28 protein-coding genes and 2 riboswitches are annotated in these 26,562 nt (G+C 37.3%); of the genes, 16 read left to right on the top strand and 12 right to left on the bottom strand.

Annotation, left to right across the window (positions count from 1 at the left end; all coding sequences use genetic code 11):
* Positions 1-73: 73 nt before the first annotated feature.
* Positions 74-673, top strand: a complete 600-nt coding sequence (locus J7I96_RS03150; protein ID WP_396020059.1) for a YdcF family protein — start codon at positions 74-76, stop codon at positions 671-673.
* A gap of 32 nt (positions 674-705) precedes the next feature.
* Here the strand turns inward: J7I96_RS03150 and J7I96_RS03145 are convergent, their stop codons facing one another.
* The gene (locus tag J7I96_RS03145) at positions 706-966 is read right to left on the bottom strand and encodes a hypothetical protein (RefSeq protein ID WP_214768985.1); all 261 of its coding nucleotides are present in this window, start codon (positions 964-966) and stop codon (positions 706-708) included.
* A 286-nt stretch (positions 967-1,252) separates the two neighbouring features.
* Here J7I96_RS03145 and cspC point away from each other — a divergent pair, with 286 nt between their 5' ends.
* Positions 1,253-1,453, top strand: a complete 201-nt coding sequence (gene cspC / locus J7I96_RS03140; protein ID WP_034314312.1) for a cold shock protein CspC — start codon at positions 1,253-1,255, stop codon at positions 1,451-1,453.
* A 123-nt stretch (positions 1,454-1,576) separates the two neighbouring features.
* Here cspC and J7I96_RS03135 read toward each other — a convergent pair whose 3' ends face one another.
* On the bottom strand, positions 1,577-1,744 hold the full coding sequence (locus tag J7I96_RS03135) for a hypothetical protein (RefSeq protein ID WP_164468809.1): 168 nt from the start codon (positions 1,742-1,744) through the stop codon (positions 1,577-1,579).
* A gap of 1,113 nt (positions 1,745-2,857) precedes the next feature.
* Between J7I96_RS03135 and J7I96_RS03130 the strand changes: the two genes are divergently transcribed.
* The 10 genes from J7I96_RS03130 to J7I96_RS03085 all read left to right on the top strand — a co-directional run bounded on the left by J7I96_RS03130 (position 2,858) and on the right by J7I96_RS03085 (position 14,534).
* Complete coding sequence (locus tag J7I96_RS03130; protein WP_214922872.1) at positions 2,858-3,430, top strand: hypothetical protein; 573 nt, start codon at positions 2,858-2,860, stop codon at positions 3,428-3,430.
* A 338-nt stretch (positions 3,431-3,768) separates the two neighbouring features.
* On the top strand, positions 3,769-4,638 hold the full coding sequence (locus tag J7I96_RS03125; RefSeq protein WP_214922873.1) for a hypothetical protein: 870 nt from the start codon (positions 3,769-3,771) through the stop codon (positions 4,636-4,638).
* 261 nt (positions 4,639-4,899) lie between these two features.
* Positions 4,900-5,820, top strand: coding sequence for a hypothetical protein (locus J7I96_RS03120; RefSeq protein WP_214922876.1), 921 nt, complete (start codon positions 4,900-4,902; stop codon positions 5,818-5,820).
* A gap of 791 nt (positions 5,821-6,611) precedes the next feature.
* Positions 6,612-8,384 carry an ATP-dependent nuclease gene (locus J7I96_RS03115; protein WP_214922878.1) on the top strand — a complete coding sequence of 591 codons (1,773 nt, stop codon included), beginning with the start codon at positions 6,612-6,614 and terminating at the stop codon, positions 8,382-8,384.
* A gap of 357 nt (positions 8,385-8,741) precedes the next feature.
* Positions 8,742-8,909 (top strand): hypothetical protein, encoded by a 168-nt coding sequence (locus tag J7I96_RS03110; protein ID WP_214922880.1) that lies wholly within the window; start codon positions 8,742-8,744, stop codon positions 8,907-8,909.
* A 219-nt stretch (positions 8,910-9,128) separates the two neighbouring features.
* The gene (locus J7I96_RS03105) at positions 9,129-9,971 is read left to right on the top strand and encodes a DUF5677 domain-containing protein (RefSeq protein ID WP_214922881.1); all 843 of its coding nucleotides are present in this window, start codon (positions 9,129-9,131) and stop codon (positions 9,969-9,971) included.
* A 516-nt stretch (positions 9,972-10,487) separates the two neighbouring features.
* On the top strand, positions 10,488-11,051 hold the full coding sequence (locus J7I96_RS03100) for a recombinase family protein (RefSeq protein WP_214922882.1): 564 nt from the start codon (positions 10,488-10,490) through the stop codon (positions 11,049-11,051).
* 203 nt (positions 11,052-11,254) lie between these two features.
* On the top strand, positions 11,255-11,809 hold the full coding sequence (locus tag J7I96_RS03095) for a hypothetical protein (RefSeq protein WP_214922883.1): 555 nt from the start codon (positions 11,255-11,257) through the stop codon (positions 11,807-11,809).
* Between the two features lie 554 nt (positions 11,810-12,363).
* Entirely contained in the window at positions 12,364-13,236 is an 873-nt protein-coding gene (locus J7I96_RS03090) for a hypothetical protein (RefSeq protein ID WP_214922884.1), read from the top strand.
* A 167-nt stretch (positions 13,237-13,403) separates the two neighbouring features.
* Positions 13,404-14,534 carry a site-specific integrase gene (locus J7I96_RS03085; protein ID WP_214922885.1) on the top strand — a complete coding sequence of 377 codons (1,131 nt, stop codon included), beginning with the start codon at positions 13,404-13,406 and terminating at the stop codon, positions 14,532-14,534.
* A gap of 60 nt (positions 14,535-14,594) precedes the next feature.
* Here J7I96_RS03085 and J7I96_RS03080 read toward each other — a convergent pair whose 3' ends face one another.
* Entirely contained in the window at positions 14,595-15,827 is a 1,233-nt protein-coding gene (locus tag J7I96_RS03080) for an aminopeptidase (protein ID WP_214768918.1), read from the bottom strand.
* Positions 15,828-16,115: 288 nt separating this feature from the next.
* On the bottom strand, positions 16,116-17,603 hold the full coding sequence (locus tag J7I96_RS03075; RefSeq protein WP_034314306.1) for an aldehyde dehydrogenase family protein: 1,488 nt from the start codon (positions 17,601-17,603) through the stop codon (positions 16,116-16,118).
* A gap of 270 nt (positions 17,604-17,873) precedes the next feature.
* Between J7I96_RS03075 and J7I96_RS03070 the strand changes: the two genes are divergently transcribed.
* The gene (locus tag J7I96_RS03070) at positions 17,874-19,079 is read left to right on the top strand and encodes an MFS transporter (protein ID WP_214768916.1); all 1,206 of its coding nucleotides are present in this window, start codon (positions 17,874-17,876) and stop codon (positions 19,077-19,079) included.
* A 38-nt stretch (positions 19,080-19,117) separates the two neighbouring features.
* Here the strand turns inward: J7I96_RS03070 and thiE are convergent, their stop codons facing one another.
* Genes thiE through tenA form a run of 5 tightly spaced genes read right to left on the bottom strand, consistent with a single transcriptional unit; the run spans position 19,118 to position 22,544 of the window.
* Positions 19,118-19,750 carry a thiamine phosphate synthase gene (gene thiE, locus J7I96_RS03065; RefSeq protein ID WP_214922887.1) on the bottom strand — a complete coding sequence of 211 codons (633 nt, stop codon included), beginning with the start codon at positions 19,748-19,750 and terminating at the stop codon, positions 19,118-19,120.
* Positions 19,731-20,546: a hydroxyethylthiazole kinase gene (thiM, locus tag J7I96_RS03060; protein WP_214768899.1), complete on the bottom strand. Its 816-nt coding sequence runs from the start codon at positions 20,544-20,546 to the stop codon at positions 19,731-19,733. The genes thiE and thiM overlap by 20 nt, the downstream gene beginning before the upstream one ends.
* Positions 20,543-21,349 (bottom strand): bifunctional hydroxymethylpyrimidine kinase/phosphomethylpyrimidine kinase, encoded by an 807-nt coding sequence (gene thiD / locus J7I96_RS03055; protein WP_214768896.1) that lies wholly within the window; start codon positions 21,347-21,349, stop codon positions 20,543-20,545. The genes thiM and thiD overlap by 4 nt, the downstream gene beginning before the upstream one ends.
* Positions 21,318-21,839: an energy coupling factor transporter S component ThiW gene (gene thiW / locus J7I96_RS03050; protein ID WP_214770108.1), complete on the bottom strand. Its 522-nt coding sequence runs from the start codon at positions 21,837-21,839 to the stop codon at positions 21,318-21,320. The genes thiD and thiW overlap by 32 nt, the downstream gene beginning before the upstream one ends.
* Before the next feature lie 15 nt (positions 21,840-21,854).
* The gene (gene tenA, locus J7I96_RS03045; protein ID WP_214922889.1) at positions 21,855-22,544 is read right to left on the bottom strand and encodes a thiaminase II; all 690 of its coding nucleotides are present in this window, start codon (positions 22,542-22,544) and stop codon (positions 21,855-21,857) included.
* 90 nt (positions 22,545-22,634) lie between these two features.
* A riboswitch (TPP riboswitch) is annotated at positions 22,635-22,739 on the bottom strand.
* 157 nt (positions 22,740-22,896) lie between these two features.
* A riboswitch (SAM riboswitch) is annotated at positions 22,897-23,001 on the top strand.
* Positions 23,002-23,173: 172 nt separating this feature from the next.
* Here tenA and J7I96_RS03040 point away from each other — a divergent pair.
* Together J7I96_RS03040 and J7I96_RS03035 are read left to right on the top strand one after the other, a co-directional pair.
* Positions 23,174-23,362 carry a Fur-regulated basic protein FbpA gene (locus J7I96_RS03040; RefSeq protein ID WP_034314291.1) on the top strand — a complete coding sequence of 63 codons (189 nt, stop codon included), beginning with the start codon at positions 23,174-23,176 and terminating at the stop codon, positions 23,360-23,362.
* Between the two features lie 253 nt (positions 23,363-23,615).
* The gene (locus tag J7I96_RS03035) at positions 23,616-23,807 is read left to right on the top strand and encodes an aspartyl-phosphate phosphatase Spo0E family protein (RefSeq protein WP_214768887.1); all 192 of its coding nucleotides are present in this window, start codon (positions 23,616-23,618) and stop codon (positions 23,805-23,807) included.
* 70 nt (positions 23,808-23,877) lie between these two features.
* Here J7I96_RS03035 and J7I96_RS03030 read toward each other — a convergent pair whose 3' ends face one another.
* Positions 23,878-24,384, bottom strand: coding sequence for a GNAT family N-acetyltransferase (locus J7I96_RS03030; RefSeq protein WP_214768884.1), 507 nt, complete (start codon positions 24,382-24,384; stop codon positions 23,878-23,880).
* A 217-nt stretch (positions 24,385-24,601) separates the two neighbouring features.
* Between J7I96_RS03030 and J7I96_RS03025 the strand changes: the two genes are divergently transcribed.
* Positions 24,602-25,303, top strand: a complete 702-nt coding sequence (locus tag J7I96_RS03025) for a DUF459 domain-containing protein (protein WP_214768881.1) — start codon at positions 24,602-24,604, stop codon at positions 25,301-25,303.
* 69 nt (positions 25,304-25,372) lie between these two features.
* On the opposite strand, the gene J7I96_RS27860 is transcribed toward J7I96_RS03025, so the two are convergent.
* Positions 25,373-25,864, bottom strand: a complete 492-nt coding sequence (locus J7I96_RS27860; protein WP_251025107.1) for an ATP-binding cassette domain-containing protein — start codon at positions 25,862-25,864, stop codon at positions 25,373-25,375.
* Positions 25,815-26,420, bottom strand: a complete 606-nt coding sequence (locus tag J7I96_RS27855) for an ABC transporter ATP-binding protein (RefSeq protein WP_251025106.1) — start codon at positions 26,418-26,420, stop codon at positions 25,815-25,817. The genes J7I96_RS27860 and J7I96_RS27855 overlap by 50 nt, the downstream gene beginning before the upstream one ends.
* Between the last annotated feature and the right edge of the window lie 142 nt (positions 26,421-26,562).

Below are 26,562 nucleotides of genomic sequence, written 5' to 3'. Positions count from 1 at the left end.
TTTCATGATTTCCCTCTCTTCAATCTTAGTTATATAGGAGTTAATGGTAATGAAAGTCATATATGATAAGAAACTGAAGCGGGGAAAAATTTTGAAAAGGACGATGAAACTTTATTGTGTAGTAAGCTTCATTGCGGTACTGGGGTATTTTGGAATTTTGCACATGAAAATTCAGGAAAGCATTCACCAGCAAATTCCGGAAAATGCCGATTACCTCATTATTCTTGGAGCGAGGGTAAAAGGTTCGGTTCCATCATTATCCTTACAATACCGGATTGATAAAGCTGCAGAATATTTATCGGCGAATAAACACACAGTGGTCATTGTATCTGGCGGAAAAGGACCGGGTGAAGATATATCAGAAGCAAAAGCAATGCAACAGGGCCTAATCACCCAAGGAATTGAAGAAGCACGCATCATGATGGAAGACAAATCTACAACAACTCAAGAAAATATTGTTTTCTCAAAAGAACTGATTCCTGATACAGCAGCCTCAGGGTTGATCGTTAGCAATGACTTTCATATCTACCGGGCAGTCGAAATAGCAAAAAAAGAAGGCTTGGACATGAAGGGATTGCCGGCAAAGACACCAAAAGTGTCACTGTTGAAATCATATACCCGTGAATATCTGGCGATTACCAAATACTATTTGACCGGGTTGATTGGGAGGTAACTACGAAATCTCCTAAAAGGTGGATGCTTTCATTATTCGACTTCCACGACAACATTAGGAACTTGCCAAAAATCTTTCTCCTGATATAGCTCCTTAAGTGTCATATAAACGGGATAGCCGGTATAGGAAATCTCTACTCGATCATCAGCATCCACTTCTTCGACATCTACATCATCAACAAAACCAAGTTGATCATCGATTTCCATTAAATAATACCCGAGTGCCTCATACCCGCTATAGGCTACAATGACCTTACTGTCAAAACCGCTATTAGAAACTTTGTAATATTTCATTGAGTGTCCTCCTTGTTGATAATTCTTTAAGTAATCGTACTGTTTCTTATTACTCTGATATACCCATTAATTACTATCTGAATCATTAAATTGAATAAATAAAGAAAATGAGAAGGCAAAAAGAATGTGGACCATCTTTAAATTATCACTGGATAATTTGCTATCTGCGTCATTTCATGTTAATCTAATAAAGAATTGTTTTTGGTTGTGGAAGAGGATACTCGTTATTTTCCAAATGATTAAAAATAGTAATACAATGTGTGTTATGCACTAGGAGGCAACAACAATGGAACAAGGTACAGTTAAATGGTTTAATGCAGAAAAAGGTTTTGGATTTATCGAACGCGAAAACGGAGACGATGTATTCGTACATTTCTCAGCTATCCAAAGCGAAGGCTTCAAATCTTTAGACGAAGGTCAAAAAGTAACTTTCGAAGTTGAGCAAGGTGCACGTGGAGCTCAAGCTGCTAACGTTCAAAAAGCTTAATTTTAAAATTAAATCGTAACCTATATGAACAGACTTCCTCGGGAGTCTGTTTTTTATTGTGCTAAAAAATGAAAGCAAAAAAAAATCCCACTCTGAACTGAGTAGGTTTTTAGTGACTTGTCATTAAGCTTTTTTAAATTCTTCTTCAAAGAAAAAAGTAGTTGGATGTTCTTTAACAGTATAAGAATATCTCTTCATGTTTTTTACATATGCCCATTTATTAATGGTTACTGATTCATTAGTATCCTGAATGGTTACTGTTTCACCAGTATTATACTTATTGCTTTTCAATTTAGCCACCCTCTTTACTAATAGTATAACATATTTGGCGATGAAAGATGTGTTCAACATATTCCAATAACATATTACGTATAAAAAACAGACTATGCATATGGCACTGAGCCCAATAATATTGAATGATATAAAGAGGAAGTTAGTGGGTGATGTTTTAGAGCGATTGCAGAAGGAGAAGGGCGGATTGCGTTTTTTTGCTTGAACAAGGAATGGCTGTCACTGTTTGGGATTAAGTGGAGTCAGGCATGCTATAGCGAATGAACTTACTCGAAGCAAGGAGGCGATATTACTACGGGCTTGTCTCCCTTTTTGGGCATAAAAAACAGCCACATGTTCCCAGGTACTGCAGAAATCACGTGGCTGAAGGTTTTCAAGTGATGGAAGGGGCTTAAAGCCGGTTAATTAAAACGCCCAGTCCCCATTACGGAAGACAGGTTCTGAAGTGCCGTCCTGTTTGATGCCGTCGATGTGGGCTGGAAATGTTGATATATAAGGGTTTTGTGATTTTTTAACAAAAGGTAAAAAATGGATAATAGCTAAAACCAAAGCTTTTTTGTGACTACATGTGACCATTTCTGTGACCACTGCGTGACCAGGAAAATTAAGTTTATCAACCTAAACAGTTAATAAAGTTCCCTTAGAATGAGCCTTCCTTAAAGTATTAAGGGAAGCTGAATTGTGTAGATAACTAGTGAAAACATGTTAGTGGTCTTTTCAATTTGCAAAAGCTTGTTGACTATTTTGACATTAAAACGATTCATATTCATATATAAATACACATTGAGTAAAAGTAAGGGTATATCAATAAGTGGAATAATAAGTACAATGCCAGCACGGAGTGTTTAATTCTGTGATAAGAAACATTTGGGAGCGGTCATTATGGCTGCTCTTTTTTGTTGTAAAGATAAGGGAGATATACATTCTATCGTTAATGTAAGATACCTTTTCTTTTGATTGAAATTATTTAATTGAAGTATTGTAATATATTTTTGGTTTGCATATTAACGTAGTGAAAACCATTGTAAAAATATAAATAGCATAATATAATAAGTATAAATCCTAAATGTATTACAACGTTTACGTACGTATTACAACGGAGGGGGAAGGTTTATGGAAAAAAATTCGACAGTGAAAAGTATTAGACTTACTGACGATACGTTAAATAAGATAGAAAAAATAAGTAAAAAAATATTTGAAAATGAAGGGAAGGAGTTAAATACTTCTGATGTAATGCGATACGCTATAGACTTTACATTTAGTAATCAATATAAGCCAAATTTGGATGGGGAAGAAATCCTTGAACTAATGAAAGACTATATTAAAGTTGCCTATTTTCGTAATTACTCTCCCTACGTAAACGCAAATACTTACACATTAAATAAAGCAAATGTTGAGGTACTAGAGGAAACGCTCTCTGCTGTAGAGGATGTGTATAGTGAATTTGAATACGGAGAGGTAAAAGAATTGGGATTACTTTTTAGTGAAGATGAGCCGATTACCCTAGCCGAATTACTCCGTTTTGAATATAGATTAATGCCTGAGACCTTTTTGAAGTTTATGGGAGTAGAAGAGGAAGAATACATGCTTTTATCAGATAAAGAACTGGCGAACCTTATTGCAAGGAAGATAAAAAATGAAGAGTTTAAAAATCGTGCTAAAACGATGTTTACTATAGATTTATAAATATGTTGATTTCCTATATCAAAGATGAAACAACCAGTAGTACTCAGAAATTTATGTATAAAAGCATACATTGATTTCTGAAATACTTGAAGTCTATGTATAAAAACATACACACATTCTTCAAATCTCAGAAAAAAGTGTATGAAAACATACACGGAGTGGGGGTGTTATAAAGAGAAACTATTATAAAGAAAAACTAGATTAAAAAGAGATATATAAGCGCCCCACAAGGGGGACGCTTATAATTTGAGCTTTTTAAAATTTCAAATTGAAGGGAGAGAGTTAACATGGCTACTATTATCAATAGTTAAACTTAGTCATGAGAAAGAAGATATAAATTGTCAACAAAGAATACAGATAAGCCATACATCATGATTCCAAATGCAATCGTTCGTAATAATGGAATCTCAAACATGAGCAAGATGATTTACACATCATTAGCAATGAGCCGTAACATAAATCAAACTCGATTATTTCAGCAAACAAGCATTAACGGATTGTTAGGTTTGGTAGGTTTCAAGCAGCGTACCGAAAATCAAAACATGGCAAAGCAAGGACTTATAGAACTTGAAGAACTAAACATTATTAGTATCTATTCAGACCTAGCCTTATCAAAAGAGATTAAACCAATTTATTTAAAAGGAAGTACAATGTTCTTCGTCAAGTTTAATAATGACTTTGTGTATAGCGAAGAGTTCCTGAGCAGATTTGAAGACGAAGAAATAGACAAAGAGTTGATTAATTCTGGATTCACCTACACTACTGTCTATATAGATGATGCAGTTGAACTTTTTACATTTGAATCAAAACACAGTAGAGTCAATATAATATCATTTTATCTAATGGCAGTTTCTAGAGCGTTGATTGGAGATAAAGGTGACAAGTATTCAACAGAGAAAATTGAGAGTATTACTAAATACGCAAACATAAATGAGAAAACAGTTTCAACATATATTTCAGCCTTGTTTGATTCTAAACTGTTATTCAAGTTAACTCTGCGTGAAATCACAAAAACAGGAGAAATTAGAGACCATAATGTATATTCGAGATGGTGCGAAAGAGATAATATCACTTGGAAAATTGAATCTAATGATTGGTTTATGAATAAGACATTATTCAAGATAGGCGATAAAGAATTATCAGAAACAGAACGTAATTATCTTAAAAATAAATCAAGAAAACTACACGGTTTGTCGGAGATATACTAATATGTAATATTCACAGGAGTGTCTCTCGATTGAGGCTCTCCTTTTTCGTGTGTCGGGGCGAATGATTGTACCTAGATAGGAATGCAAAACAGATTTACACAAACTAATAAAATTCTTCTTTTATTGTGTAACATTAATTTGATTGTGAGTTTGTGAAAGAATTTACTTAAAGTAATGGGCAGAAGAGTTGAAGAAACACCTGGCTCTTTATATTTGAGTGATATAATTAGAAAAAGTAGTGATAAAGGAGTGGGATTAATAATGAAGGTAGATTATGAAGTTCACAATATAACAGGGGTGGAAAGTGGTTTTGAATACATTAAGCTTCCGAAACATTTTTCAGAGGATGCTTTAAGGAGATATGCAGAACGTCAAAAGCAGAAAGCTGTTACTATTTCTAAGAATTGGTCAAAAGAAAAGCAAGTTGAATGGATACTTCGAAATTATTTATCACTGAAAATGACATTAGCATCCACTATGCTATTAAATAGTGCTGTGTTTTCAAACGAAAATAATTTACAAATTGTAGTCCCTTATTTGTATTATTACTCACTTCTAAACACAAGTAGAGCATTGTTATTCTCAAACCCTTTTATTGAATGGAAGCAAGGTGGATTAATATCCTCAACTCATCAAAACACCGTCAATCAAGTTTATAATGAATTAAGAGCATTATCTGACGATGTAGCTGATTCAATAAAGAAGTTATTGCTTTCTACTAAAGGATACAGAGAGTTATATTCGTATCGTTTTCCTGCTAATGGTTTAGAGCGTTATTCCTCTAATGGTGAGTCTGTTATCAAGGAAGAAGTAGCAATTAATAATGCACGTTTGTTAACTGAGATAGCACAATTTAACAGTGAAATAATGCAGGTTACGGGTGATAAACACATTCAAGAAACTTTTGAATTAACAAATAAGGATTTAGAGGAAGGGTATAAATACAAAGGATATTTGGTAGATGAAAATGAAAAGCCAGTCGATTTAAGAGATGGTGAAGATTGGTATAGGTTAACATATTTTGTTCGAAAAAAAATTTATACTCCTACAAACTTATTATGGATTGCAAGAGAGGGTTTGATAGAAGATTTCTTTGGAGCTTGGACGCACGATAGATTTGAGGATGATGAGGGTGCATTTGACCCTGATAGGGATAATAATATATTATTATCCCCACTCTAAGTTCAATTATTAAAGAGTTATTTGATTGATAAACACATTGTTTATCTAGTGAAGGAAAGTTGTTTTACTAAAGTTGTTTAGATAGTTGCGTCCATTCATGATAGTGGTTTTTATATTGATGTGATTAAAATAACTACAAAAACAAGTTAGTTACTGCAGAGTACAATGATACTTCGTATTCAAACAACATCTGGTTTATACTAACTATGTGAAAAAATGTACTTAAAGTAACGGGTGCGATTGTTACACAACAATGTAAAGAACTTGGGGAAACTCCAAGTTCTTTTAGTGTCTATTACAAAGTGGTTTGTGTTGTATTTCTCCGCTCTATTTCTAGTTTTCTCCTAAACTCTGAACACATTAATTGAAAGCAGAGAAGTGAGTTTAGTGTCCCCCACATCCTACTGACGCTTAGAATGGCTTAAATAGACTCCACAAGGCTCACTAAGTAAGTTCTCCTAAGGATTCAATCAATTGTCACTGCTAAGCTTTCTAATATTTGTATCACTCCCCACCGCTTGCATCACTCTTCTTCTGCTTTCTCTCTCTTCTTAAAGTACCACCGAGTAACTTCCAATGTGGTCTGAATTCAAGACTTGGTTACCAACCTTTAGTAAAACTGTGATTTTAATAAGTATTTACTAGCCTATTCTTGCTTTGATTTAAGTTGTTAGTCCTAAGCTAACCTTTCAAAATATCCAATTTGCCTAGATGTTTTTTTAATAAAATTTTCATCATATGGAGGATTTTGTAAAAACATGTCGAATGAGTTAAAAAAGGGAGGAGATATTATGAAGTTAGTGAAATTTACAATTCGAAATTTTAAAGGAATTAAAGAACTTACGATGGATGTGGAGAATATCTCTATTATTATCGGACCAAATAACTGTAGTAAAAGCACTATCTTGCAGGCACTAAATCAATTTGGAAGTAAAGAACTTCAACTTAGCAAGCATTTATACCATAAACATAATATGTCAGAACCTATTAGTTTTCATGCGACATTCACTGATTTGACTGATGAAGAGATTGAGATGCACGGTATCAGAAATTCTATTCACAGAGATACAGGTAATTTTATTGTACGAGCCGTATATAAGGAAGGTGTAAACGTTGAGCGTGCTTCCAAGACATCTGGAGCAGAATCCCATGACCTAGAACAGGAAGGCTGGGAAGGAAGACTTGGGGGTGGAAGAAATGGAACGCACTTCCTAAATGTCTTTCCAGAAATCATATATATACCTGCGGTCAAAGATGCTAACGATGAACTAAAAAATAATTCGGCTCATATGAAAACACTTTTCACCCTTTATAAGAATGTAGTTGCAGGTTTACCTGAATATCAAGAAGCATATGAGAAAACTCAATTACTTCAACAAAGAATCAATGAGCATAATGATGAGAAAATAAGATACTTTGAAGGTGAAGTAAAAGCTTTTTTAAATGATGTAACTTCAACAGATGTAAAGTTTAAAGTAAATGTAAGTCCATTAGATGATATTGTAAGTACATCCGTTGCTACAAATTTTAATTATAATGGTTTAGATACAGAGTTAATACATCAAGGGAATGGTGTGCAAAGAACATTTATTTTGTCAGTTTTCAAAGGTTTTAGGAAATACAAGAGACGCTTTGAGACAGAAAATGTTGAAAACAAAAGACCTTTAATTGTTGCTCTTGAAGAACCCGAACTCTACTTACATCCCCATTTGGCAAGAGTGTTCAAAGATACTTTGTACAGTTTAGCAGACGATGGATTCTTTCAAGTAATTGCGACATCACATTCGCCTAATTTTGTGGATTTGTCCAAACCGAATAGAACACTCGCAAAAGTATTTATAAATGAGGACAATGAAGTTGGTTTAAATCAAGTTAATTCAGATGTTTATGGCTTACCAACGCATGAAAAAGAACGACTTCAAGCTCTTTTACGGTTTAATCCTTATGTAAACGAGGTCTTTTTTGCTGACAGAGTAATACTGGTTGAAGGGGATACGGAGGTAATTGCTTTGAAAGTGTTAGGAGAAAAGTTAGTAAATAGCAATCTCTTGAACCCTGAAGATTATCATAAAACTTCTGTAGTTAACTGTAATGGAAAGGGAACTATGTATGTTTTACTAAATATGTTAAATAATTTTGGTATAAAATATACTGTAATTCATGATTACGACATAACAGAACTTGATAGAAAAGGGAACAGAAGAAGTACCAGTTCTTTAAAAGCTACTTTGACATTAAATCACAAATTAGAAAGATTAGCTTTTTCTAGAGGAAACAAAAAGTTTGTTATGCGTCACACATTTGAGGCTGAGATGCCGCATGATTATGAGAAGGGGTCTTCAAAGTCTTTTTCGGCATATGAGTATCTAAATACAAAAGAACTTCATGAGTTACCGATTGGACTATTAGATATTGTGAAGTCTTCCTATGGAGTAGCAGAAATTGAACCAGACCATAGAAACGAAACTTTAGTATCACATTACGACTGGACTGAAATGAATCAAGCCTTAGAAGAATGGAATGAACCGAGAGAAGAAGAATTTCTAATAAGGTTATGGATGTAGAACAAGAAGTAACAACCATTTAAGATTTCAATTAAGCAATTAACACCCGAGTGGAAGAAACACAATCAAATTATTGAAAGCAGTATTAAGAACAAATTAAGTAGTTGTGAAAAGGCATCCAATAGTTGGATGTCTTTTTTGGGATTGTCCTAATAATTTACTGCACTGGATAGTCGTAAAAGCCATAGAGTCACGCCCGCAGACGCTCAGAATGGTTCATTGTGGTGTTTAAGATGTCGCTCACCCTATTTCTTAGACTGTAAAAGAGGAGCAGTAACTGCAAACCATTACCTACTGTATGGAGAAGGAGAAATCTCCAGTCTAATTGAATTATCATACAAAGGGAGGGATTTTGATTTGGAAAGTGTTCCGAATGTACAGGAAATTTTACTTGATAAAGAAATAGATGAACAGGAGTTTTTTGGTATAATCAATAGCATTTACAAGCAAGATTGTTATATTTATGCGATTATTCCTGGATGGGAACCAAGGAAAATTTGGACAATTACAAAATATTTGAATTAAATAGAATTCCTCATATAACTATTGGTCCAGATGGTCATTGGTTTAATGTAGTTGAGTATTAAGTTAGGTTCTTCTCCGACCGATAGCTGCGTTTCTGTATTAAGCAGGAACGCTTTTTTTTGTATTAGTGTAGGACAGTTGAATAATAACCCTAAAATACAAATAGTGTATTATTACTAATAGAATATAAATTAGGGCAAAAAAACAGGAGGATTCCTATTGAGTTTATTTGAAGAAATACAGAACACGAATATTGAAGATTCGACCGATTATCCAAACCTTAATACATTAAGTAAATCAATACAAGCTGGGCAACAAATTTTAGAATTGTCCGCAAGTAAAGAGAATTTAAAGCACCATGATGTAATCATAATTTCGATATATAGAAAGGTATTAGAGCAAGCAGATGGCTTATTTATTCTTTTAGACCATGATTCAAACAGTGCAGCCAGGTCAACATTTAGAACATTGTATGAAACATCTATTGGCATGCAATTCATTTTTGAAAAAGAGAATTTACTGGAAAATCGAGCAAATTCATACTATGTTTCTTACATGCATGAACAGTTGACTTGGGCAAAAGAAGCAATGAAAACTGAAGAATTATCTGGTATATACACGAAAGAAGAACTAAAAGAAAAAGTAGCAAAATTCAAATCATCTTTATCATATGAGCCATTGAAATCAGTAAATAAAGCATGGCATAAAGAAAAAGCAAAGTTAGAAAGGAAAAACAAACATTTTCCGCCTAAATGGTATAGTCTTTATGAAGGTGCAGGTAATTTTACACACTTAGCATCAAGGTTTGAAGCCACCCATCGTTTATTGTATGCGGGTTATTCATTAGAAACCCATGGATTTACAGCACTCCAAAATATAGTAAATGATGAGGGAACAAAAAAACAATTACTTACTCCACTTAGGAATTGTCATTCTGGATATGATACCCTCTGCCAACTTGGCAGGAGTATTTTAAATTTGTGTTCTTCTCTCATGGTAATTCGTTATTGTCCAGAGGTTAAACATGAGTTTTCAGAATTTCTCGATAGTGGAGACCAGTAACTGTAGAGTTAACTTAACAAGAAGGTAAGCCACAATTGTGGTTTACCTTTTTACGTTCAAGTACCAATAATTGAGTGTTAAGGCATTTGCTTTAAGTAAGTTATGAAAAGACATTCACAATTGTTGGATGTCTTTTACATTATAATACCTGTCAATAGTGTGATAAAGAAACCACTCTCATACACAAACTAGCTTTTGATAAAATTTCCGATACGACTCAAATAAAGGCTACGTTTTAGTCCGGTGAAGAGATTAAACAAATAATGATAAACTGATGTTGTTCGAGACGAATGTTGAAATGAATTATGTAACACAAGTCAATACAACTAGTGCTCCCCTTGGTATAACGTGTTCTATTTGATATGACTTTGTTTAGAGTTCAACTTATTGTTGATTATCCTTTTTGGTGCAAATACTTGAAAGTTATTGCACCATTTTATCGACCTTGCTATAATAGGCTTCACAATGTGCATTAACTTAGTGCAATAAATGGATGATGAAAAGTGAGGAAATAATATGAAATATGGATATGCAAGGGTATCAACACTATCACAAGATTTGGATGTTCAAATCCAAGCGTTACAATCGGAAGCATGCGAGGTTATATATAAAGAGAAGTTCACAGGTACTAAAACAGATAGACCAGAGTTCAACAAGGTACTTGAGGCATTACAAGAAGGCGATACATTGGTGGTAACGAAATTAGACCGTCTTGCCCGTAACACAAGAGAAGGCATTGAAGTAATTGAGAACCTATTCAATCGAGGTATTAAAGTTCATGTGTTAAATGTTGGTTTATTGGAGAATACAACAATGGGAAGGTTCTTCTTGACTACACTGCTCGCTGTGGCTGAAATGGAACGTAACTTAATTGTGGAACGAACTCAAGAAGGTAAAGCATTGGCTAAGCAACGTGATGATTTCAGAGAAGGCAGACCTAGAAAACACTCCAAGCAACAAGTACTACATGCTTTAGAATTGCTTAAGAGTCATACATACAAAGAAGTTGAAGAAATGACGGGAATAAAGAAACGAACACTAATTAACAGAAAGAATGAACTAGAAGCAAAGCAATTATAAGAGACTCCCGAACCAAGTAGTCTCTTTCTTTATTTTGAGGATGTGGGGGGGGGCATATTTCCACAATCACCATCGGGTCTTGGGCGGGATAAACCCATAGTCGGTTCATCCACACACCATGAAAAATCACAAGTCGTTTACGCATGTATTTAAGATATGTATGATAAAGGTACAAAAATTCACTGAAGAGAGTAGGTTAGGGGATGGATGATATTAAAATTTTTATGTTAGTTGTTTCGACTGGTGGAGTAATTATAACTGCTATTCTAACTCATTTCTTTACTACAAAAAGAGAGAAATTCTCTAAGGTATTTGAGTATAAGCTTAAAATTCTTAAAGATGTTTACACACCAGTTTATAGAATCCTTTTAGAAGGTGTAAATCCCTTTGATGGTTATGAGGGAATCAGTATTAAGCAGTTTGAAAGTATTGATGAAATCATACAAGTAAATTTAGAACTAGTAGACCCACAACTGGAGTCAATAATATGGATTCTTAAAGAAGAGAAATACGCTCTTTATTCCCATTCTAATATTGACATTGACTATGTGTCCCTTGATGAGGACAGAAGGTTAGTTGATTATGTTGATTTTCAATATAACTACATTAGAAAACAATTGGGTTTGCCTCATGATTCAGGAAAGATAACCTTTGTTGAGCGTTTTGAAATTTTTAAGCAAAGGTATAAGGGTAAGCAAAACACTAAAAGAGCTAAAAGTGTAATTCGAAAGCAGAAAAGTAGTTTAAAAGATAAGTAAACGTCGAAATTATTACAACTATAAATGATACTCTAAAGATTCGGTGTGCATTCGATATTTTTTGATAGCGATTATTGAAGAAATGAGACTCTCTATTCTAGAAACCACTTTACAGTTGTTATCACTACTTTATAATTTGAAATGAGCTTTATCATGAGAAGAGGTTAGTGTTAATCGAATATAAATAATACATGATTATATCAAGGTTTTCTGTTTCTGTTGCTGCTAAGCAAGAAGAAAGTGCAGCGGATAAACAATGAAATATTAATATTTTGTCGTGGCTGAAAGGGGGACCGGTGTCCTTCAAAATACCTAAAACCTAAAAGACCAAAGACAGTGAGCAAACTAAAAAGCTCTCTGTTCTTGGTCTTTTATTTTTACTCAATTCTTCTTAATGAAATATTGATTTTATTATGTGAAATTCATAATTGAAAGGATTAATTTGTTGAAATTTTGACAAAAATGTATAAAACTAATAAAATATATCTATGTATATTGGATGTTTTTAACATAAAAATAGTCTTTTTGCCTACTAGTTGGGGAGGTTGAGGTTTATGGCAAGTGTTGATGAAGTAATTTATCGTTCTGGTACTAATGAAGTAAAAGTCAATGTAGAATCTATGTCAGCAAAAGATTACGAGGAGAAGTACAGAGAGAATTTGTATTGCGCTTTTACAGGGTGTGAGGCAAAAATGAGTTATGTATATGATAGTAAATTAAATCGTGGCTATTTTAGGAACTGGAGGCATGAACAACATTCAGCCGATTGTGATTATTTTACTGCTAATGTAAAAAGCAAATCCGGGTCGTATAAAGAGGGAGAAGTATTTGGTATTTTATCAAAGAAGCAAAAATATGCATCTTTGGATAGAGCATTTGACTTGTTATTAATGACAGAGGAAGAAAAAAAGAAGAAAAGAGATGAAAGAAGAAAAAAACCAAAAAAAGAGAAAACTATCGAAACTAGTCCGAAGCCTGATACCAAAATAGTACTTGATTTAAGTGATGAAAGTACATTGGCGAAGGTTGATGATGAAGTCAAACCAAGATTGGGGAGCAGTAAAACAGCTGATAGATTAAACGATACAGATTTAAGGAAAACCAAAACTGTATATGGTTTTTTAGAATCAGTAAGTCTTGAAAATGGAAAGTTTGCAATCACAATAATTCATCAAAATGTTATAGTAGATGTGATTTTTGAAGAAGTATTTACTGCTAACAGTCCAGGTGCATCCGGGTATTTTCATCACATCAAAAAGTACTTTGAAGAATATGAGAAAGTTCCATTTGCTGTGCTTGGTGAAATAAGAAAAAATAGAACTACTGGTAGATTTGAAGTTAGAGTATATGATAGTGAGAGCTTAAAAATAGATAGAATGACTTTGTTATCCCTAGCTGCATTTTATTCTCTCGGTGAGTCTTCTTAAACCATTGCGTTATAAATATTATGAGGAAATGCTTATATTTGAGCGTTTCCTTTTTTTGCTTGTATAGAAATTTAATATAGGAGTATTTGATTTATTGTTGATATGTATTTGATACAATATATTTAAGGGACTTATTTTCTGTTAGGAAATCAAGGAGGTTCTTAACAGTGAAAGGTAGTATCAAGAAAGACAAGAAAACAGGTAAGTATTTTTATGTAATCGATATGGGGATTGACCCATTAACAGGGAAACGAACACAAAAAAAGAAGAGGGGTTTCAATAATAAGAAGGAAGCGGAGCATGCTCTTAGTGAGTTTCTAAATGATGTTAGACTGGGTAACTATGTTGAACCAGATAAAATGACACTAGGTGATTTCATTCAAGACTGGTTAAAGGAAATGAAACTGAATGTAGCGGTGAGTACCTATCAAAACTACATTAGCTTTAATAAGTGCCATATCAATCCCAGACTAGGTCATTTTAGAATCCAAAAAATAGAACCTTTGATAGTCCAAAGATTTATTTATGATTTGGTAGAAGAAACTGCTCTAAGTTCTAATACGATTAAGAAAATTATTGATATGTTGAAGGTTGTTTTTAGAAAGGCTGTTAGTTTAAAGCTAGTAAATGAAAATCCAGTTTTAAATGTGACGTTGCCAAAGAGAAATAATCTTGAAATGACTGCTTGGGATACTGAACAAGTTGAGCATTTCATACAGCACTCAAGGAAGCATCGGTTTTATACGGTCTTTTTAATTGCTCTATTAACTGGTATGAGAAAAGGTGAAATAACTGGATTGCGTTGGAAGGATATTGATTTTGAACAAAAAATTATTTATATCAGACAAATCTATGATATAAACGCGAAGCAGTTCAAAGTTGGTGCTAAAACGAGTGCTGGTGTCCGTTCGATTCATATCCCTGACGTGTTGATAGAACAACTGAAAAGGGAGAGAATCGTTGTTATAGGGCATAAGTTGAAGCAGGGTCAAAACTTCAATGATTATGATTTAGTTGTTTGTACACGCTACGGTAATCCGCTCGATTCTGCAACGCTTTCCAAACGACTTAAAGCTCAAGCTATAAAGCTAGGATTACCTACAATCCGTTTTCATGATTTAAGACATACACATGTAACGATGCTAATCAAACAAAATGTGAATGTAAAGGTTATTTCGGAGAGGGTGGGACATACATCCATTCAAATTACGCTAGATAAGTATAGCCACGTGCTTCCTAGTATGCAGAAACACGTGGCTGATGAACTTGATAATTTGTTTAAATCTAAAGAAATGTGACCAATTCTGTGACCACTCAAGGTTTTAGCCCTTCAAAACCCCTCTATATCAACACTTTAATTAAAACGCCCAATCCCCATTACGGAAGACAGGTTCGGAGGTGCCGTCCTGTTTGATGCCGTCGATGTTCATTTTCTCCGATCCAATCATGAAATCGACATGTGTTAGGCTTTCATTCAGTCCATTTTCTGCAAGCTCTTCTGGGCTCATGTTTTTGCCGCCTTCAATACAGAAAGCGTAGGAGCTGCCGATAGCAAGATGGTTTGATGCATTTTCATCGAATAATGTGTTGAAGAATAAAACATTCGATTGGGAAATCGGTGAGTTGAATGGAACAAGCGCGACTTCACCAAGGTAGTGTGAACCTTCATCCGTTTCAACCAATTGCTTTAGGATTTCTTCCCCTTCTTCTGCTTTTACTTCAATGATCCGTCCTTCCTTAAAGGTCACGGAAAAATTATTGATGATGTTTCCTCCGTAACTAAGTGGTTTCGTACTGGAAACCGTACCGTTAACCCCTGTTTTCAATGGAACTGTAAACACTTCTTCGGTTGGCATATTAGCCATGAATTCATGACCCTGTACGTTCACGCTTCCTGCCCCGACCCATAGATGTTTTTCGGGTAATTCGATTGTCAAGTCGGTTCCAGGAGCCGTATAATGCAACTTTTGGTAATGCTTATCATTTAGATAATCAACCTTTTCATGCAGGGTATCATCGTGTCTTTTCCAGGCTTCCACAGGATCTTTCACATCAACACGAACTGCTTTGAAAATGGCTTCCCATAGCAGGTCAACCCGTTTTCCTTCTGCTTCTTCAGGGAATACTTTATCAGCCCAAGCCTTTGAAGGGACAGCAACTATGGACCAGCTCACTTTATCGGATTGCATATACTGACGCCACTTCTTCAGTGCTTCCCCGGATGCTTTTTGGTAGTTGGCAATCCTTTCAGGCTTCACACCTTTTAATAAGTCAGGGCTGGAGGAGATAACGGATAGATAAGCAGCTCCGTTTTCTGCGAGTTCGATCGTTTCTTCTGCGCGCCACTTTGGATATTCGTGGAACACCTCATCCGGAGCCAATTCATATTTGGTACGTGAAACGATATCGTCATTCCAATTAACGATGACATTGCGCGCACCGTTCTCATATGCCTTTTTTACAATGAGACGCACAAGGTCAGCACCCTCTAATGTTGTGTTTACGACCAAGGTTTGATCTTGTTGGATGTTTACGCCGACTTTTACGGCAAGTTCTGCATATTTTTCTAAATTCGTTTGAAAATCACTCATCATTTAAAACTCCTCTTTTCCATTTTCTACATTTTTAATTGTAATTTTTGTTCTATAAAAAAGAAACTTTTTACATTGTTTGTGAAAACTACTCGTATACGAAGGAGATCATTATACCGGCAGGGAGATGATGCTCCAGCAGCTATTGTGTCTATCTTGCATTTTACCAAAACATGAGAAAGAAAGACTATTGAAAAGGTTTGAATAGTTGAATAATTTGGTACATTGAATCAATGGACTGAAAGAAAGAGGGTCTCTTTGAGACCCTCTTCCTTAATAGTCAGTAAATCATTTACCCAAATTAATCCAGACGCTTTTCACTTCAGAATAGTTGTCAAGTGCATAAGATCCCATTTCACGTCCGATTCCGGATTGTTTGTAGCCGCCAAACGGAGAAGCTGCGTCGAACGCGTTATAACAGTTCACCCATACGGTACCGGCACGGAGTTTTCCTGCAACATAATGGGCATTGGCTATATCGCTTGTCCATAAGCCGGCAGCCAAACCATATTCACTGGCATTTGCACGGTTAATGACATCATCTAAATCCTCGAATGGCATTGCCGCTATGACCGGTCCGAAAATCTCTTCTTTAGCAATTGTCATATCCTCTTCAACACCAGCGAATATAGTAGGAGAAACAAAGTAGCCCTGTTCACCCGGTTTATTTCCGCCGACAAGAACTTCCGCACCCTCGTTTTTCCCTTTTTCAATATAGCCCATTACCCGATTTTGCTGTTCCTCGGAAACAAGCGGCCCAATTTGGGTACTTGGATCCAGGCCTATCCCTTGTTTGATGTTTTTTGCATGGCTGGCCATATCGGCAACAACATTATCATAATGTTTCTTTTGGATATAAACCCTTGAACCGGCACAGCATACCTGGCCTTGGTTAAACATGACCCCATTCAAAGCTCCAGGGATGGCTTTTGAGAAATCCGCATCAGGCAGGATGATGTTTGGCGATTTCCCTCCAAGTTCCAATGTGACGCGTTTCAATGAATATGAAGCGGAACGCATGATCAATTTTCCAACTTCAGTCGAGCCGGTAAATGCAATTTTATTTACTTGCGGATGGTCGACAAGCGCTTGTCCAGCCGTTTCACCAAAACCGGGAACTATATTGACGACCCCGTCAGGGAAACCGGCTTCAGCCAATAATTCAGCCAGGTAAAGAGCGGAAAGCGGTGTTTGCTCAGCGGGCTTTAATATGACCGTACAACCTGTAGCAAGTGCCGCTCCCAGTTTCCACATCGCCATAAGCAGCGGAAAGTTCCATGGGATGATTTGGCCGACAACACCAACAGCCTCGTGTTTTGTGTAGTTAAAGTAATTTCCGCTTACCGGGATGGTCTGTCCAACAATCTTGGTGGACCAGCCAGCAAAATATCTCATATGTTCAATTGCTAAAGGAATGTCGGCATTTGTAGTTTCACTGATTGGTTTCCCATTATCCAACGTTTCCAATTGAGCAAGTTCAGTTTTATTTTCTTCCATTAAATCGGCTAGTTTATACATCAGTCTACTGCGTGCAGCTGCGCTCATTCTTGACCAAGGACCTTCATCGAATGCTTTGCGTGCAGCTTTGACGGCTAAGTCGATATCTTCTTTATCAGCTTCATAAACATCGGCAAGTTTTTGTCCTGTAGCAGGATTAGGAGTGGAGAAGGTTTTTTTTGAAGCACTTTCTACAAACTGACCATTAATATAGAGCTTTTTTGGTCCTGTTAAAAATTTTTGCAGCTTTCCACTTACTTCTAACGTTAGATTTGTCATTAATTACCCTCCTGAATAAAATGTTTATCTTGGGCAAAACATGATGACTTATTGTTAACGCTATGATTGCCAATTTTTATGATAAATGAAAAAAAGGGAATATTCAATCTATAACATTCGACAGAATATCCAAGATTTCTTCATCTATTAAAAAAATGTAGTAATATTTTGTCATGACATGTGTAATTACTATAGCAAAAATGAAAGTAAATAGTTAAAATGAAAAAGGATAAAATAACAAGAAGGTCTAAAGTTCTTCAGGAGGAATATATGGGAAATAATGCGAAAATGATATCGCAGCGTAAGTTACTTGGTGTTGCGGGTCTTGGATGGATGTTCGATGCACTTGATGTCGGTATGCTTTCTTTCATCATTGTTGTATTAAAGCAGGATTGGAACTTAACCAGTGAGCAGGTTGGGTGGATTGGGAGCATAAACTCCATAGGAATGGCTGTTGGCGCCGTATTTTTTGGTGCGATGGCCGACAGGGTCGGACGAAAGAATGTCTTTATCATTACACTATTATTGTTTTCGATTGCAAGTGGCCTGTCTGCAGCAGTCAGTACACTCAGCCTGTTCTTGATATTGCGTTTTTTGATTGGAATGGGACTTGGGGGAGAACTCCCGGTTGCCTCGACATTGGTCTCTGAAAGTGTTGAAGCGAGTAAAAGGGGAAGGGTCGTCGTCCTTCTTGAAAGCTTTTGGGCGGTTGGCTGGATTTTGGCAGCACTCATATCCTATTTCATCATACCGGCTTATGGTTGGCGGGTTGCATTATTATTGAGCGCAGTTCCAGCTTTATATGCGCTGTATCTACGCTTGAAACTGCCGGATTCACCAAAGTATACGGAACTTGAAAAAAAGCAAAGACCATCTGTATTAAGCAATATGAAAAGTGTCTGGAAAAAGGAATACTCCCGTCAGACCCTTGTATTGTGGATTTTATGGTTTTGCGTGGTCTTTTCCTATTATGGGATGTTTTTATGGCTGCCAAGCGTGATGGTCCTAAAAGGCTTCAGCATGATTCAAAGCTTTGAATATGTTTTGATCATGACGCTTGCACAGCTTCCGGGCTATTTTTCAGCTGCATGGCTGATAGAGAAGATGGGACGTAAATTCGTTTTGATCACATACTTAATTGGGACGGCCGTCAGTGCCTTTTTCTTTGGCTCGGCAGAAGGGCTGGCACTGCTGATAGTTTCCGGAATGTTCCTCTCTTTCTTCAACCTAGGGGCATGGGGTGCACTTTATGCGTATACACCTGAACAGTATCCAACATCAGTTCGCGGTACAGGGGCTGGGTTAGCTGCAGGGATCGGGAGGGTTGGCGGTGTTCTTGGACCTTTGCTTGTAGGGTATTTAGTTGCCGCAGATACCCCGATTTCATCGATTTTCACCATTTTTACAATTGCTATTTTAGTGGGGGCAGTTGCCGTGGCTTTTGGGAAGGAAACAAAGAATACCGTTTTGACATAAACAAAGGATGGGGACTGCATGCAGTCCCCATCCTTTTGTTATTTAAAGTCTTTTATGATTTTTAAAAGGGATTCGGAGGCAGTCTTCGGATTATCTGCATTCATGATGGCCGATACGACTGCGGTACCTGATAGTCCGATATCAGAAAGAGCGGAAATGTTATCGGCAGTGATACCCCCGATGGCTACTGCGGGAATGGATACGCTGCGGCAAATTTCCCCCAGATTCTCAAGTGCCATTAGGGTTGCATCTTGTTTGGTCTTGGTGGGGAAAACGGAACCGACTCCGATATAATCCGCTCCATTTCGTTCGGCTTCGAGAGCTTCTTCAAGAGTGGAGACAGATACACCGACAATCATATCTTCAGGAACCATTTTTTTGACGACAGGCAATGGAAGGTCATCTTGCCCAATATGAATTCCGTCCGCTCCAACCGCAAGTGCTATATCCACCCGGTCATTGATGATAAGGGGAATGGAAAGCTCATTCAATAACTGTTTTAATGCAGATGATTTTTCATAAAAGGAAAGGGAGGAATTGTTTTTCTCTCTAAGTTGTACGATCGAGACTCCTCCTGAAACCGATTCTGCAATGATTTTGGTCAATTCTTCTATTGCTATGGACTCTTCCGTAACTAAATACAGGCTTAAATCAATTTGGGACTTCTTCATTTATTTTCACCTCATGCATCCAAATTTCCTTATCCATTCTTGATATGGCATCGATTAAGCGCACACGGAAAGTACCTGTTCCTTCATCCTTTTGAAGTGTTGCGGCTGCTAGTTCCCCTGAAATGCTCATTGTTGAGATACCGGCAATTGCTGCAGAATAGAAATCATCGGTGACTCCGGAAAAAGTTCCGATAAGTGCAGTGGACATGCAACCGGTACCTGTAACATTAGTTAAAAGGAGGTTCCCGTTATCGATGATGGCCGTATGTTTTCCATCGCTGACCGCATCCTTAGCTCCGCTGACCACGATGATGCAATTCAGTTCATTTGCCGCTCGTGCAGCCAGCTCTGCATTGCTAATCGCAAGTTCCCCCGAATCCACCCCGCGTGTAACGGTATCCCCACCCATCAATGACAGGATTTCACTCGCATTTCCGCGAATGATTTGGAAAGTAACCTTACTTAGGAGCTCTTTGACTTGCTCTGTACGATAGGAGGTGGCACCAACTCCCACCGGGTCCAAAATGACCGGGATGTCCAGGGCATTTGCCGTTTTACCAGCAATCTCCATTGCCTCCAAGGCTTTATCATCGATCGTACCGAAATTCAGGACCAATGCATCTGCTAATTTGACCATATCCGCCACTTCTTTTGAGCTCGATGTCATTACTGGTGAACCTCCGATGGCAAGGGTGGCATTTGCACAGTCATTGACCGTAACAAAGTTGGTGATTTGGTGAACGAGTGGTTTCCTTTCTCTTACCTTCATAAATAAATCGGCTGAAGAAACCTTCATAACAAATCACTCCGTTCTATTTTTGAATATGAATGAAAATGATGGACAGGTCCATGACCTTTACCGATTGAAAAGCTATTGCGTATCGCTTCGGAAATATAGGTCTTGGCATGTTCGATCGACACTTGCAATGGCAGTCCATTTGCCAGGTTAGATGTAATGGCGGATGATAGGGTGCAGCCCGTACCATGAGTGTTTTTTGTATGAATGCGCTCTCCCTTGATCCAGTGGAAGTCAGTCCCATCATAAAAAAGATCATTTGGATTTCCTGCTGCATGGCCGCCTTTAAGTAAAACGGCTTTAGGACCCATTTCTTGTATCGAAATGCATGCCCTGTAGAAATCTTGTTTCGTCCGAATCGGGAAGCCAGTAAGTACTTCCGCTTCTGGTACATTGGGTGTTACAAGAGTTGCAAGCGGAAGCAATTCCATTTTTAAGGCAGAGACGGCCTTTTCGTCGAGCAAATGGTGGCCGCTTTTGGAAATCATGACAGGGTCAAGGATAACGATGGCAGGCATGAAGGTTTTAAGGGACGCAGCGACCGTTTCCACGATTTCTTTTGATCCAAGCATGCCTATTTTTACTGCATCGACAGGAATATCTTCAAAAATAGCTGCAATTTGATCCGATATGATAGCAGTTTCAATGGGCTGTACAGAACGGACTTCCATTGTATTTTGGGCGGTTACGGCTGTGATGGCAGACATTCCAAATACACCATGTGCAGAAAATGTTTTTAAATCCGCTTGTATTCCAGCACCGCCCCCTGAATCAGAGCCTGCGATCGTTAATGCTGTTTTCATAAAAAAACCCCTTCATATAATTATTTTTTAACAGTATTTTAAGTAATACGAAAGCTAAAATCGCCCCTGCGAATGAACTGAACATAAAAGCCGGTAAAAAACCAAAAAGAGCAGCTTTTTCTCCCAATAGGAGGGTGGCAAGTGGATAGCAGGCAAGGGAACCGAGAATGCCGGTCCCGATCACTTCCCCTAAGCAGGCGAATTTTAAGCTTTGTGTTTTTCGGTAAAGGATGGCGGCCAAAAGTGCACCAATCATGCTGCCAGGAAAGGCGAAAATTGAACCGGTACCAGACATGTTTCTAATGATGGAAACTAAAAAAGCTTGTGTCACAGCATATGCAGGCCCCAACAGCACCGCCGTCAGGACATTTGCCAGATGTTGAATAGGAAAGATTTTTGCAAATCCTGCAGGGATGAAAATAAATGAACTGGTGAGCGTCGTTAAAGCCGTGATCATGGCAGTCAATGTCAGTTTCTTGATAGGGTTCATCCTCATGTCAACCACCTACAGAGGCCAATCCTGCTCATTTTGAACCATGTCCCAGAATAAATATTCATATCGGGAAGTAACCAAAAAGTGCTTTTCTAATCTAAGAAGTTCCTTTTCAGGCATGCCTTCCGTCAATTCTTCCAACAAAGCGATCAGCCACTTGTGTGCTTCCCCGAATTCAGGAGATGAATAGGACCTTATCCAATCTGCGTAGCGATTGTTTTCCAATGCTGCTCCATTTTGTTCTTTTAACAGCAAACCGATTTCATAATAATCCCAGGCACAGGGCAGGAGACAGGCGATCAAGTCTGCCAATGTACCATGCTGAGCTGCATTTAGCATGTAACCTGTATAGGCTAGAGTGGTTGGAGTAGGTTCCGTATTTTCCAATTCCTTGGAGCTGATCCCGAATTCGGAAGCATAATGCCGATGAATATCCATTTCCACTTGAAGGGTTTCATTTAAAATGCTCGCAAACTTTGCCATGGTTTCGATGTTATGGGCTTTGATGACACCTAAAGCAAAGAGCTTGGAATAATCCATGAGATAGATATAGTCCTGCTTCAGGTAATAGGCGAATTTCTTTTCAGGAAGTGTACCGTTTCCAATTGCCTGGACAAAGGGATGTGAATGGTTCCTTTTCCAAATGTCTTTTGCCCGTGCATGCAGTCTATCACTGAATGTTTCTAATTTTGTATTCTCCATTGTTCATCCTCCTATAGAATGGCTCCCTTTGTTAAATAAAAAAACCCGTTCCTGAATACGGAACGGGGTAGATGGATATAGTCTGTAAATGGACGATATCATCCACTTCCCTCCGCCGGTATGAGCCGGTTCAGGTTCAAAGGGTCCGGAACTAATTCCATCTCAGTCTTAAAAAAGACTCCCCTAGTGGTGTGAATTGTATGTAATTACTGACATCATATCAGAAAGACAAGAAAATGCAACCCGTATTTGAAAGAGGAATCACTTTATGTCCAGGAAAAAAGGGAGAACCAGGTAATTGACTTTTGAAGATTATTAGGATAGAATCATTTCTACATCATTATATATCGAATTCTTATCCAGAGAGGTGGAGGGACTTGGCCCTAAGAAACCTCGGCAGCGGACCCGTTTTGGGAACTGTGCTAAATCCAACAAGCATATGCTTGGAAGATAAGAAGAGCCGTACGGACACTGTCAGCCTCTTCTTAAATTGGAAGGGGCTTTTATTTTTGGGAAATAACGTTTAGTGACATACTATAAAAGGTATATATAATTTGGTGAAATCAAACAAGTTGATGAAGTTTAGCTAACTAGAAGCAGGCTCGATGACTAGGAAAGGAGCCATTTACATGGCAGAATTATTTAAGAGGATTGAACAGAGGAAGGCAAAACTCATTGAAGAGCTTTTGGCCAATGGAGTATACAAAACCTCTGATGAAAGGCACCTTTATGATGCCCCATTAAAAGTACTTGAAGATGAATATAAGATTGTTATAAATAGACCAAATAACGAGTCACCTTCTGAATGGATGACATAGTAAATGAAATACAATATTTGGGTTTTTGGATAAGGGATATGATGTAAGCATTCGCAGTCTACACTAGTGGATGCTTTTTTTTGCGTTTATTAGAAAATGACACAAAATATACATAATTAAATAACAAAATAGGTGTTTTGTCACATTTATTCTATAAAATAACACATTTAATTGCTGGAAAATAGTTGATTTTAACTAGTGATTTCATTATGATGAAAGTGTAAAAATATTGAATAAATGGGAGGTTACTATAATGACTTGCCGTAAGGTTACTATAGAAAAAGTAGAAGAAAAGAGACAGGAAATGATAAAGTTGGGGGCGATTTACGGCTTAACAAATCTGCTGACTGTTCAAGCCAGTCAAGAATTGGATACGCTTTTAAATGCGTTAGCAAGTAAAAGAGATTCTGATTTTTCCCTTCAAAAAGCATATAGGTATTTTTAAATTAGCCAATTCGACCTGTATAAATTTGAAAAAGCTACTGCTCAAGGCAATAGCTCTAAAGAATTATACATTAAATATCGACACGTTTACCAAGAATGATCAAATCCCGCTCAATACCATCAAGTTCGGCAACTTGAGGTAAATGTGCCCATTCTTCAAACCCAAATTTGGAAAAAAGCTTAAGGCTTGGTGTATTATGGGCAAAAATGAAACCCAATAAAGTCTTAACACCCAATTTTGGACTCAATTCAATTGCCTTTCGAATCGAAATTTGTCCGATTCCTTTTCCCCGGAAATAATCATCAATGTAAATGCTGATTTCGGCAGTGGAATTATATGCCGGTCGGCCATAGAAGGATTGAAAGCTCATCCATCCAGCGGTTTTCCCTTCTATAGTAATGATGTATAGCGGTCTACCTTCTGAATGATGTTCCTCAAACCATTTAACCCTCGATTGGACGGATACAGGTTCCGTATCTGCCGTGACCATCCTTGAAGCAATTGTCGAATTATATATTTCAACAATTCTGGGTAGATCAGATAGTTCTGCCTCTCTAAACTCTATGTGTTCTTCCATGATTTAACTCCTAACTATCATTTATTCAATCTCCAGAATGAAGGGTAATCCCGTTTTTGGTTTCAGGACGTTGAATGACACCCAATCCATTGAAAGTTTTATATTATCATACACTCTTTACTCTTTATCTGACAATTCTTTTTTAAGTTAGTACTGCAGATTTTGTGGGTATGAAAAAGATTAAATACTTCTATTAAAAAGACAAGAGGAGAACCAAATGAAAAAATTGGCAGGTATATTGATTATCATACTGGTTATATGTTTTGCTGCATATGAATTTCATGCCTCGGAGTCGGAAGATGTGCAAAGGGTCATGGCTTTTGGAGATTCGTTAACCTATGGAAAAGGGGATAAGGATGGGGAAGGATATATAGAAGGCCTTGAGGATGAATTGAATAATCCGGAATCGGAACAAAAAGTGAGTTTTTGGAATTACGGTATAAAAGGCCAGGAAACGGATGGGGTGATGAAACAGCTTGATGATTACCGCATTAAAACGAAACTGGATGAAGCCGATACTTTCATTGTTTTTATTGGAACGAATGACTTGATCAATAGTAACGGCGGGGACTTGGAGAAAATAAGTGACCGAAAAATCAACGAGGGTAAACGGGAGTATATCAACCATCTGAAGAAGATTACATCAACACTGATAGAGGCAAACGATAAAGCGGATATCCTGGTAGTGGGACTATATAACCCAATCAAAGACAATCATAAACTTGAAAAGCATATTCGAGATTATAACGAGTCAATAAAGGAAATAGCGGATAAAGATAAAAGGATGTTATTCATTCCTACGAATGATCTTTTTGAAGATAAAAAGAAAACAGTGTATTTCAGTGATAAATTACATCCGAATGAAAAAGGGTATCAGCTCATTGCGAATCGGGTTTTGGAAAGATATGATTTCAAATGAAAGCAAACATGCACAGAAAGGACTTTCTGTGCATGTTTGCCTGCTAAGTTGCTAGGTATTTGATATCGCTTAGTTGAGGGAACTGTAAGTCATGGATCTGCTTGTATCTGCCGTTGTTTTGCAATAACTGGTCATGTGTTCCTTTTTCAAGAACCTGCCCATTTCCAGAACAATGATTTGATCGGCGTCATGAATGGTCGATAAACGATGTGCAATGACTATTGAAGTCCGTTTTTTCATTAAACGTGACAAGGCTTGCTGGATCAAATGTTCAGATTCTGTATCCAAGGCCGCCGTTGCTTCATCGAGAATGATGATTTGCGGATTTTTCAAAAGTGCCCTGGCAATGGCAATGCGCTGTTTTTGTCCGCCTGAAAGCTTGACTCCGCGCTCTCCGATCTGAGAATCATAACCATCAGGAAAGGCACTGATAAAGTCATGTGCATTTGCCGCTTTGGCGGATTCGATGATTTCATCATCTGTAGCATTAAGTTTGCCATACACGATGTTATCACGGATGGAACCATTGAATAGAATGATATCCTGAGAAACAATTCCCATTTGTCCCCGAAAATGAAATCCTGATGCGTTTCCCGAATAACCTTGTGATATAGAACATGAAAGGGAATGTAATAAGAAGGACAATGGTAAGCTTCCAGTTAATGAAAAGCATATATACCGATACGGCAATGAAGGTCACCGTATCAGTCAAGACTTGAAGCATGCTCGAAGAGATGAGCTGCTGCAGTAAATTGACATCATTGGTCAACCGAGACATTAAGTCACCAGTCCGGTTTTTATCAAAGAATTTCATATCCAGTGTTTGAATATGTTCATACATGCTATTACGTATATCCATGATGGCCTTTTGACCGACCTTGGAAACGATATAGCTGTTAAAGTAGTTCAGTTTAGCCAATAAGATTGCAGCACAAAGAATGCCTGCACCAATCCAGATGAACGAGCCATATCTTTTTTCGGGAATGATTTTATCAATCGTAAACTGTGTCAATTGGGGGATGGAGAACTCAAGCAATGAAATGAAAAGCATGATACATAAAACCAAAGAGCAAAACTTCCATTTCGATGGGTCCCGATTGAACATTTGTTTAAGCATCAACCATATGCTTCCTTTTGAGGGTATTGCATGTATAGTACTGCGGCTTTGTGGCTGAATGGAATATGTCCTCCACTCATGGCAATCACTCCTAATTTACTGTCCTAGATGATTTGTGCCTTTATGACTATCATAGAGCTTT

Source organism: Bacillus sp. ISL-78, from assembly GCF_018613455.1.
GTDB lineage: Bacteria > Bacillota > Bacilli > Bacillales > DSM-1321 > Peribacillus > Peribacillus frigoritolerans.
The sequence above is the reverse complement of the archived record's forward strand: the minus strand, read 5'-3'. Positions and strand labels throughout refer to the sequence as shown.